This is a genomic window from Kineococcus vitellinus, assembly GCF_009906315.1.
GTDB lineage: Bacteria > Actinomycetota > Actinomycetes > Actinomycetales > Kineococcaceae > Kineococcus > Kineococcus vitellinus.
In genome coordinates this window covers 1-8,492 of sequence record NZ_JAAALL010000194.1, presented here as the reverse complement: position 1 = coordinate 8,492, position 8,492 = coordinate 1, and the positions used below count along the sequence as shown (strand labels likewise).

Here is an 8,492-nt window from a genome sequence, read left to right as displayed (position 1 = left end):
GGTGGCGGGAGATCGCGTGGTCGGCCAGGCGGCGCAGCAGGTCCACGTCGCCGCTGGCGCGCGCGTACTGGAAGCTGCCGACGCGCAGGTGGCTGGCGGCCACGCGGGCCAGCACGGCGCCCGGCAGCGGCGTCTCGCGCTGCACGGTGCGCCCGGTGGCCACCACCGCCAGGGAGCGGGTGGTGGGGATGCCCAGGGCGTGCACGGCGCGGCTGACGAGGTGCTCGCGCAGCATCGGCCCGACCGCGGCCAGGCCGTCGCCGCCGCGCGCGAACGGGGTGCGCCCGGAACCCTTCAGGTGCAGGTCGAGCACGCGGCCGTGCACGTCGACGAGCTCGCCGAGCAGCAGCGCGCGCCCGTCGCCCAGCCGCGGGGAGAACCCGCCGAACTGGTGCCCCGCGTAGGCCTGCGCCACCGGCGCGGCGCCTGCGGGGACGGACCTGCCGACGAGCACCTGGACGCCCTCGGGGCTGTGCAGCCAGGCCGGGTCGAGGCCCAGCTCGGCGGCCAGCTGCTCGTCGAGCACGAGCACCCGGGGGTCCGGGGCGGGCGCGCCCTGCCAGGGGATCGCCATCTCGGGCAGCTCGCGCGCGAAGCGGTCGTCCAGGCCGCCGTCGAGGGTGGTGCGCAGGGCGGTGGCCGGCGGGGGTGCGACGCTCACCCCCTCAACGCTACGGCGAGGCGGGCGCGGCGGCGAGCGCACCGACGTAGGCGGCCAGGTGCTCGCCGGTGAGGGTGGAGCGGGCGGCCACGAGGTCGGCCGGGGTCCCCTCGAAGACGACCCGGCCGCCGTCGTGACCGGCCCCCGGCCCCAGGTCGATGACCCAGTCCGCGTGCGCCACGACCGCCTGGTGGTGCTCGACGACGAGGACGGAGGTCCCGGCGTCGACGAGGCGGTCCAGCAGGCCCAGCAGCTGCTCCACGTCGGCCAGGTGCAGCCCGGTGGTCGGCTCGTCGAGGACGTACACGCCGCCGGCCTGGCCCATGCGGGTGGCCAGCTTCAGCCGCTGGCGCTCGCCGCCGGAGAGCGTGGTGAGCGGCTGGCCGAGGTGCACGTAGCCCAGCCCCACGTCGGCGAGCCGCTCCAGGACCGCGGCGGCGGCCGGCACGCGCGACGGCCCCGCGGCGAAGAACGCGCTCGCCTCGGTGACGGACATGGCCAGGACCTGGCTGATGTCCTTGCCGCCGAGCAGGTGGGTGAGGACCTCGGCCTGGAACCGCCTGCCCTCGCACTCCTCGCACGTGGTGGCGACACCGGCCATCACCGCCAGGTCGGTGTAGACGACGCCGACGCCGTTGCAGGTGGGGCAGGCCCCCTCGGAGTTGGCGCTGAACAGGGCCGGCTTGACGCCGTTGGCCTTCGCGAACGCCTTGCGGACCGGTTCCAGCAGCCCGGTGTAGGTGGCCGGGTTGCTGCGCCGCGACCCGCGGATCGGGCTCTGGTCGATGGAGACGACACCCGCGGCGGCGGGGATCGAGCCGTGCACCAGGGAGCTCTTGCCGGAGCCGGCGACACCGGTGACCGCGACGAGCACCCCCAGCGGGACGTCGACGTCCACGTCGCGCAGGTTGTGGGTGCTCGCGCCGCGGATCGGCAGGGTGCCGGTGGGGGTGCGCACGGTCGCCTTCAGGGCGCTCCGGTACCCCAGGTGGCGGCCGGTGGTGGTGCCGCTGGCGCGCAGCCCCTCCACGGTGCCCTCGTAGCAGACGGCGCCGCCGGCCGCGCCGGCGCCGGGACCGAGGTCGACGACGTGGTCGGCGATCGCGATGACCTCCGGCTTGTGCTCGACGACGAGGACGGTGTTGCCCTTGTCGCGCAGGCGCAGCAGCAGGTCGTCCATCCGCTGGACGTCGTGCGGGTGCAGGCCCGTGGTGGGCTCGTCGAAGACGTAGGTGACGTCGGTGAGCGGAGAGCCGAGGTGGCGGACCATCTTCACGCGCTGCGCCTCGCCGCCCGACAGGGTGCCCGCGGACCGGTCCAGGGACAGGTAGCCCAGCCCGATCTCGGTGAAGGAGTCCAGGGTCTCGCCCAGCGTGGCCAGCAGCGGGGCCACGGACTCCTCGCGCAGGCCGCGCACCCACGCGGCCAGGTCGCTGATCTGCAGGGCGCAGGCGTCGGCGATGCTCGTGCCGTCGATGAGCGAGGAGCGGGCGGCCTCGTTGAGGCGGGTGCCGGCGCAGTCGGGGCAGGTGGTGAAGGTGACCGCCCGCTGCACGAAGGCGCGCACGTGCGGTTGCAGCGAGTCGACGTCCTTGGACAGCATCGACTTCTGGATCCTCGGCACCAGCCCCTCGTAGGTGATGTTGATGCCGTCCACCTTGATCCTGGTGGGTTCCCGGTGCAGCAGGTCGTGCAGCTCCCGCTCGGTGAACTCGCGGATCGGCTTGTCGGGGTCGAAGAAGCCGCAGCCGCTGAAGATGCGGCCGTACCAGCCGTCGGTGCTGTAGCCGGGGATCCGCAGCGCGCCCCCGTTGAGGGAGGCGCTGTCGTCGTAGAGCTGGGTCAGGTCGATGTCGGAGACGGCTCCCATGCCCTCGCAGCGCGGGCACATCCCGCCGGTGGTGCGGAACTCGCGCCGCTCCTTGACCGTCTTCCCGCCCCGCTCGAAGGAGACCGCGCCCGACCCGCTCATCGAGGCGACGTTGAAGGAGAACGCCTGCGGCGGTCCGACGTGCGGCTGCCCGAGGCGGCTGAAGAGGATGCGCAGCAGCGCGTTGGCGTCGGTGGCGGTGCCGACGGTGGAGCGCGCGTTGGCGCCCATCCGCTGCTGGTCGACGATGATCGCGGTGGTGAGCCCCTCGAGGACGTCGACGTCTGGCCGCCCCAGCGTCGGCATGAAGCCCTGCACGAAGGTGCTGTACGTCTCGTTGATCAGCCGCTGCGACTCCGCGGCGATCGTGCCGAAGACCAGCGAGCTCTTGCCCGAGCCGGAGACGCCGGTGAACACCGTCAGCCGGCGCTTGGGGATCACGACGCTCACGTCGCGCAGGTTGTTCTCGCGGGCGCCGAGCACGCGGATCAAGTCGTGGCGGTCGGCGACCGGGGCCGCCGGCCCCGCGTGCGTCCCCGGGGACCCGCCCGTGCCCGCGCTCCCGCCCGCGTCCCTGCTCGCGGTCCTGCTCGCGGTCGTGCTCATCGCGTCCCCCTCGTCGCCGGCACCTCGTCGCGCGACAGCCTGGCACGCGGCACCGACAGGGCGCGGGTCCCCGGGGACGCGCATGGGCGGCGCGGGATCGGGTACCGGGAGCGCTGGAAGGGTCCCGCTGCGGCGGGACCGCGTCGTGACCGGTCCGGCACCGCCGGGCCGGGGAGGAGGCGTCGTGAGCGTGGACCACTCGCGCACCCCGGTCCTGGAGGCCATCGAGGCCTTCCACCGCCGCGGGGACGTGGTCTTCGGCCCACCCGGGCACAAGCAGGGGCGCGGGGTCGACCCGCGCGTCCTGCAGCTGATGGGCGAGGGGACGTTCGCCTGCGACGTCTTGACGCTCAACGGCCTGGACGACCGGCGCGAGTCGCAGGGCGTGGTCAGCCAGGCCGAGGACCTCATGGCCGACGCGGTGGGCGCGGACACGACCTTCTTCTCCACCTGCGGCAGCTCGCTGTCCGTCAAGGCCGCGATGATCTCCGTGGCGGGGCCGGGGGAGAAGCTGCTCATCTCCCGCAACGCGCACAAGTCCGTCGTCGCCGGGGTCATCGTCTCCGGGATCTCCCCGGTGTGGGTGCACCCGCACTTCGACGCCGACCTGCACCTGGCGCACCCGCCGGAGCCGGCCGACGTGCGCCGCGCGCTGGAGGCGAACCCCGACGCCAAGGGGATGCTGCTCATCACGCCCACCGACTGGGGCACCTGCGCCGACATCGCCGGCGTCGCCGAGGTCTGCCACGAGTTCGGGGTCCCGCTCATCGTCGACGAGGCCTGGGGCGCCCACCTGCCCTTCCACCCCGACCTGCCCGCGTGGGGCGTGGACGCCGGCGCCGACGTGGTCGTCACCAGCGTGCACAAGATGGGCTCGGCCATCGAGCAGAGCTCGGTGTTCCACCTCAAGGGCGACCTGGTGGACCCGCAGGTGCTCAAGCAGCGCGAGGACCTGCTGGGCACCACGAGCTCCTCCCCGCTGGTCTACGCCTCCCTCGACGGCTGGCGCCGGCAGATGGTCGAGCAGGGCGAGCAGCTGCTGGGCGCCGCGCTGCAGCGCGCGCAGCGCGTGCGCGCCGCCGTGGACGGCATCGACGGGCTCGACCTCATGGGCCGGGAGGTCGTGCGCCCGCAGGGCGCCTTCGACCTGGACCCGCTGGCGCTGACGATCGACGTGCGCGCGCTGGGCATCAGCGGCTACCAGGCCGGCGACTGGCTGCGCGCCGCCTGCCACGTCGACGTGGGCTCCGCCGACGCCTGCCGCATCGGGGTGCGCCTGACGCACGGCGACGACGAGCAGACCGAGGCCGTCCTGCTGCGCTCGCTGCGCCGGCTGGCCGCCGAGGCCGGCGAGCTGGAGCGGAAGGAGCCCACGAGGCTGCCGCGGCCGGGGCAGCTGGAGATGGAGAACGCCATGACCCCGCGCGAGGCGTTCTTCGCGCCCGTGGAGCAGGTGCCGGTGCAGCGGGCCGTCGGCCGCGTGGTCGCCGAGCTGGTCAGCCCCTACCCGCCGGGCGTGCCGGTGCTGGCCCCCGGCGAGGTCGTCACGCAGGAGGCCGTGGACTACCTCGTCAGCGGGGTGGCCGCGGGCATGCTCGTCCCGGACGCCGCCGACCCGACGCTGCAGACCCTGCGCGTCGTCGCCGGCTGAGGCCCCGCGCCCCCGCCGCGCCCCCGCCGCGCCCGCGGGACGCGGGCGCGGCGGGGGTCCGACCCGGATGGTGGGTGTCGCGCGGGGTGACTACGGTTGTGGCCGTCCTGGGCAGCGGGCCCCGGACCCGTGGAACGCGTGTGGGCGCGGGTGGTGGCCGGGTGGCGTGCAGCCGGCCGCGGGTGCACCCGCGGAGGGCGAAGGGCTGACGTCATGAAGATCCTGTCCATCCAGTCGGCGGTGGCCCACGGCCACGTCGGCAACTCGGCGGCCGTCTTCCCCCTGCAGCGCATCGGCGTGGAGGTGATCCCCGTCTACACGGTGAACTTCTCCAACCACACCGGCTACGGCGCCTGGCGCGGTCCGCTCATCGCGGCCGAGGACGTCGCGGACGTCCTCACCGGGGTCGAGGAGCGCGGGGTGTTCCCGCAGGTGGACGTCGTCCTGTCCGGCTACCAGGGGGGCGTCGGCATCGGCGACGTGATCGTCGACGCGGTGCGGCGGGTGAAGGCGGCCAACCCCTCGGCGATCTACGCCTGCGACCCGGTGATGGGCAACGCCCGCTCCGGCTGCTTCGTGGCCCCGGAGATCCCCGACCTGCTGCGCGAGCGGGTCGTGCCCGTCGCCGACGTCATCACCCCCAACCAGTTCGAGCTGGGCTACCTCACCGGCACCGAGCCCACGACGCTGGAGTCCACCCTGGCCTCCGCCGACCTGGCCCGGGCGATGGGCCCCTCGACGGTGCTCGTCACCAGCGTCGAGCGGCCCGACCGCGAGGAGGGCACGATCGAGATGGTCGTCGTGGACGACGCCGGCGCGTGGATCGTGCGCACCCCGATGCTGCCGTTCAAGGCCAACGGTTCCGGCGACGTCACGGCGGCGCTGTTCACGGCGCACTACCGCCGCACCGGTGACGCGGCCGACGCCCTGGCGCGCACCGCCTCCAGCGTCTTCGACCTCATCGAGACGACCTACCGCTCGGGCGAGCGGGAGCTGCAGCTGATCGAGGCGCAGGAGTCCTACGCCCACCCGCGCCTGCAGTTCGGCGTCGAGCGCCTGCGCTGACCCGCCGCCGGTCGCCGCTGCGCCGAGCGCGCCGGGCAGCGCTCTCGGCGCGGGTGCGCCCGCTCACGCTCCCCGGGACTGCTGCGCCGAGCGGTAGACGTCCTCGGCGACCGGCTCCAGCCAGGTGACCGGGCTGGACGTCCCGCTCGCCTCCTCGGCGGCCTCCTGGATCGCCAGGTGCGCGGCGAAGGCGTCGGCGGTGGCGCCGTGCCAGTGCTCCTCGCCCGGTGCGCACACGACGCTGTCGCCGGCGCGGGCGCGCACTACCGAGCCGTCGCGGGTGCCGACGAGGGCGACGCCCTCGGTGACGTGCAGGACCTGACCCAGCGGGTGCACGTGCCAGTGGGTGCGGGCTCCGGGCGTGAAGCGCACCAGCGCCACGCTCAGCCGGGACGGTCGCCGACCGGTGGCCAGCGGGGTCACCAGCACCCGTCCGGTGAAGGTGGCGGTCGGGGACTGCGTGGCCCCGGGGGTGTTCAGCTGCATCGTCGCTCTCTCCTGCGGTGGGTGGTGCCTCGGGCTGCGGACGTCCCGCGCGGGTGCGCTGGCCGGGGTTCAGGGCCGCAGCAGGACCTTGGTGGCGCGCCGCTCGTGCATGGCCTCGTACCCCTCGGCGGCCCGCTCCAGCGGCAGGGTCAGGTCGAAGACCCTGCCCGGGTCGATCTGGCGGTCCCAGATCAGCCGGATCAGCTCGGGCAGGAAGCGGCGCACCGGTGCCGGTCCGCCGTGCAGGTGCACGTGCGTCATGAAGATGTCGTCACCGGTGATCGCGACGTCGTGCAGCACGCCGACGAAGCCGACGTGCCCGCCCGGGCGCGTGGACGCGATGGCCTGGTGCATCGACTCGTGGGTGCCGACGGCCTCGACGACCGAGTGCGCGCCCAGCCCGCCGGTGAGTTCGAGGAGCCGGGCGACGCCCTCCTCGCCGCGCTGCTCGACGACGTCGGTGGCGCCGAACTCCCTGCCCAGGGCCTGGCGGTCGGCGTGCCGGCTGAAGAGGACGATCCGCTCCGCGCCCAGCTGCTTGGCGGCCAGCACGGCGCACAGGCCCACGGCCCCGTCGCCGACGACGGCGACGGTCTTGCCGGGGCCCGCCTCGGCGGCGACGGCACCGAACCAGCCGGTGCCCAGGACGTCGGAGGCGGCCAGCAGGCTGGGGATCAGGTCCGGTTCCGGCAGCCCCGGGGTGGCCACGAGCGTGCCGTCGGCCAGGGGCACCCGCATGCGCTCGGCCTGCGCGGCGCCGCCGGTGCCCAGCACCTCGCGGTGCAGGCAGCTGGTCTGGTAGCCGGCGCGGCAGATCTCGCAGGTGTTGTCGGAGGCGAAGAAGGAACCGACGACGAAGTCGCCCACCCGGATCCCGTGGACGTCGGCGCCGACCTCCTCGACGACACCGCAGTACTCGTGGCCCATGCGCAGCGGTTCGCGCACCTCGTCGGCGCCGCGGTAGGGCCACAGGTCGGAGCCGCAGATGCAGGTGGCGGCCAGGCGGATGACCGCGTCGGTGGGTTCCTGGAGCGTCGGCTCGGGCACGTCCTCGACGCGCACGTCACCGGGGGCGTGCATCACGACACCACGCACGTGTTCTCTCCTCGATCGGGTCCGGTGCACCACGCGGTGCACCACCGCCATCGAACACCCGGGCGCAGGGGACCACCCGCCTCCTGCGGTGCCCTGTCGAGGGGTGCACCGCCGGTACACCCCTCGGCGGTGACTCCCCGGGCCCGGGCGGTGCGCCTACCGTGGTCGTCATGGACAACCGCGCCGAGGTCCGGGACTTCCTCACCACCCGCCGCGCCAAGCTCACCCCGGCCGACGCCGGGCTGCCCGACGTGGGGCGGCGCAGGGTTCCCGGGCTGCGCCGCGCGGAGGCGGCGTCGCTGGCCGGCATCAGCGTGGAGTACTACGCCAAGCTCGAGCGCGGCGCCCTCGCCGGGGTGTCGGCGTCGGTGCTGGAGTCGCTGGCCCGGGCCCTGCGCCTGGACGAGGCCGAACGCACCCACCTGTTCGACCTGGCCAGCGCCGCCGACGGCACCAGCGCGCTGGTCCGCCCGCGCCGGCGCTCGACGTCGAAGTGGACGGCCCGCCCGAGCCTGCAGTGGGCGCTGGACGCCTTCAGCGCCGGTCCGGCGATCGTGCGCAACGGGCGGATGGACCTGCTGGCGGTCAACACCCTGGGCTGGGCGATGCACTCCAGCCTCTACGCCTCCCTGGACGCCGCCGGCGGCGGGGGTTCCCCGAACTTCGCCCGCTACACCTTCCTGGACGAGGACTCCCGCCGCTTCTACCCCGACTGGCCGACCGCCGCGGCGACCTGCGTGTCGATCCTGCGCACCGAGGCCGGCCGCGACCCGCACGACAAGCTCATGCACGACCTCGTCGGCGAGCTGTCCACCCGCAGCGGGGAGTTCCGCGCCCTGTGGAGCTCGCACGACGTGCGCCTGCACGGAGCCGGGACCAAGTCCTTCCACCACACCGCGGTCGGGAACCTGGACCTGGCCTACGAGTCGCTGGAGGTGGTCGCCGAACCCGGGTTGACGCTGACCCTGTACGCCGCGGAGCCGGCCAGCCCCAGCGCCCAGGCGCTGGGCCTGCTCGCCTCCTGGGCCGCGACGGTCCGCGCCACGCCCACCGGAACC

Annotated in this window: 7 protein-coding genes; 3 read left to right on the top strand and 4 right to left on the bottom strand. The window is 74.6% G+C overall.

Annotation, left to right across the window (positions count from 1 at the left end; genetic code table 11):
* Window positions 1-574: protein adenylyltransferase SelO family protein (locus GTQ99_RS15870; protein WP_205707598.1), on the bottom strand; the 574-nt coding region annotated here is incomplete at its 3' end.
* Window positions 575-671: 97 nt separating this feature from the next.
* Window positions 672-3,137, bottom strand: a complete 2,466-nt coding sequence (locus GTQ99_RS15865) for an ATP-binding cassette domain-containing protein (RefSeq protein ID WP_166616704.1) — start codon at window positions 3,135-3,137, stop codon at window positions 672-674.
* A gap of 190 nt (window positions 3,138-3,327) precedes the next feature.
* On the opposite strand from GTQ99_RS15865, the gene GTQ99_RS15860 reads away from it, so the two are divergent.
* Both GTQ99_RS15860 and pdxY read left to right on the top strand, forming a co-directional pair.
* Window positions 3,328-4,788 carry an aminotransferase class I/II-fold pyridoxal phosphate-dependent enzyme gene (locus tag GTQ99_RS15860; protein WP_166616705.1) on the top strand — a complete coding sequence of 487 codons (1,461 nt, stop codon included), beginning with the start codon at window positions 3,328-3,330 and terminating at the stop codon, window positions 4,786-4,788.
* Window positions 4,789-5,001: 213 nt separating this feature from the next.
* A complete protein-coding gene (gene pdxY / locus GTQ99_RS15855) occupies window positions 5,002-5,853 on the top strand; it encodes a pyridoxal kinase PdxY (RefSeq protein ID WP_166616703.1) in 852 nt (283 codons plus the stop codon).
* 63 nt (window positions 5,854-5,916) lie between these two features.
* Here the strand turns inward: pdxY and GTQ99_RS15850 are convergent, their stop codons facing one another.
* Together GTQ99_RS15850 and GTQ99_RS15845 are read right to left on the bottom strand one after the other, a co-directional pair.
* Window positions 5,917-6,339 carry a (R)-mandelonitrile lyase gene (locus tag GTQ99_RS15850; RefSeq protein ID WP_166616702.1) on the bottom strand — a complete coding sequence of 141 codons (423 nt, stop codon included), beginning with the start codon at window positions 6,337-6,339 and terminating at the stop codon, window positions 5,917-5,919.
* A gap of 69 nt (window positions 6,340-6,408) precedes the next feature.
* Window positions 6,409-7,434, bottom strand: coding sequence for a zinc-binding dehydrogenase (locus tag GTQ99_RS15845; protein WP_166616701.1), 1,026 nt, complete (start codon window positions 7,432-7,434; stop codon window positions 6,409-6,411).
* Between the two features lie 170 nt (window positions 7,435-7,604).
* Between GTQ99_RS15845 and GTQ99_RS15840 the strand changes: the two genes are divergently transcribed.
* Window positions 7,605-8,492, top strand: an 888-nt coding sequence (locus tag GTQ99_RS15840; RefSeq protein WP_166616700.1) for a helix-turn-helix transcriptional regulator, incomplete at its 3' end; no start/stop codon positions are given.

Bases quoted from the DNA above. Each gene is read 5' to 3' on its own strand.
- pdxY (WP_166616703.1), top strand. From the start codon at position 5,002: ATGAAGATCCTGTCCATCCAGTCGGCGGTGGCCCACGGCCACGTCGGC.
- GTQ99_RS15865 (WP_166616704.1), bottom strand. From the start codon at position 3,137: ATGAGCACGACCGCGAGCAGGACCGCGAGCAGGGACGCGGGCGGGAGC.
- GTQ99_RS15850 (WP_166616702.1), bottom strand. From the start codon at position 6,339: ATGCAGCTGAACACCCCCGGGGCCACGCAGTCCCCGACCGCCACCTTC.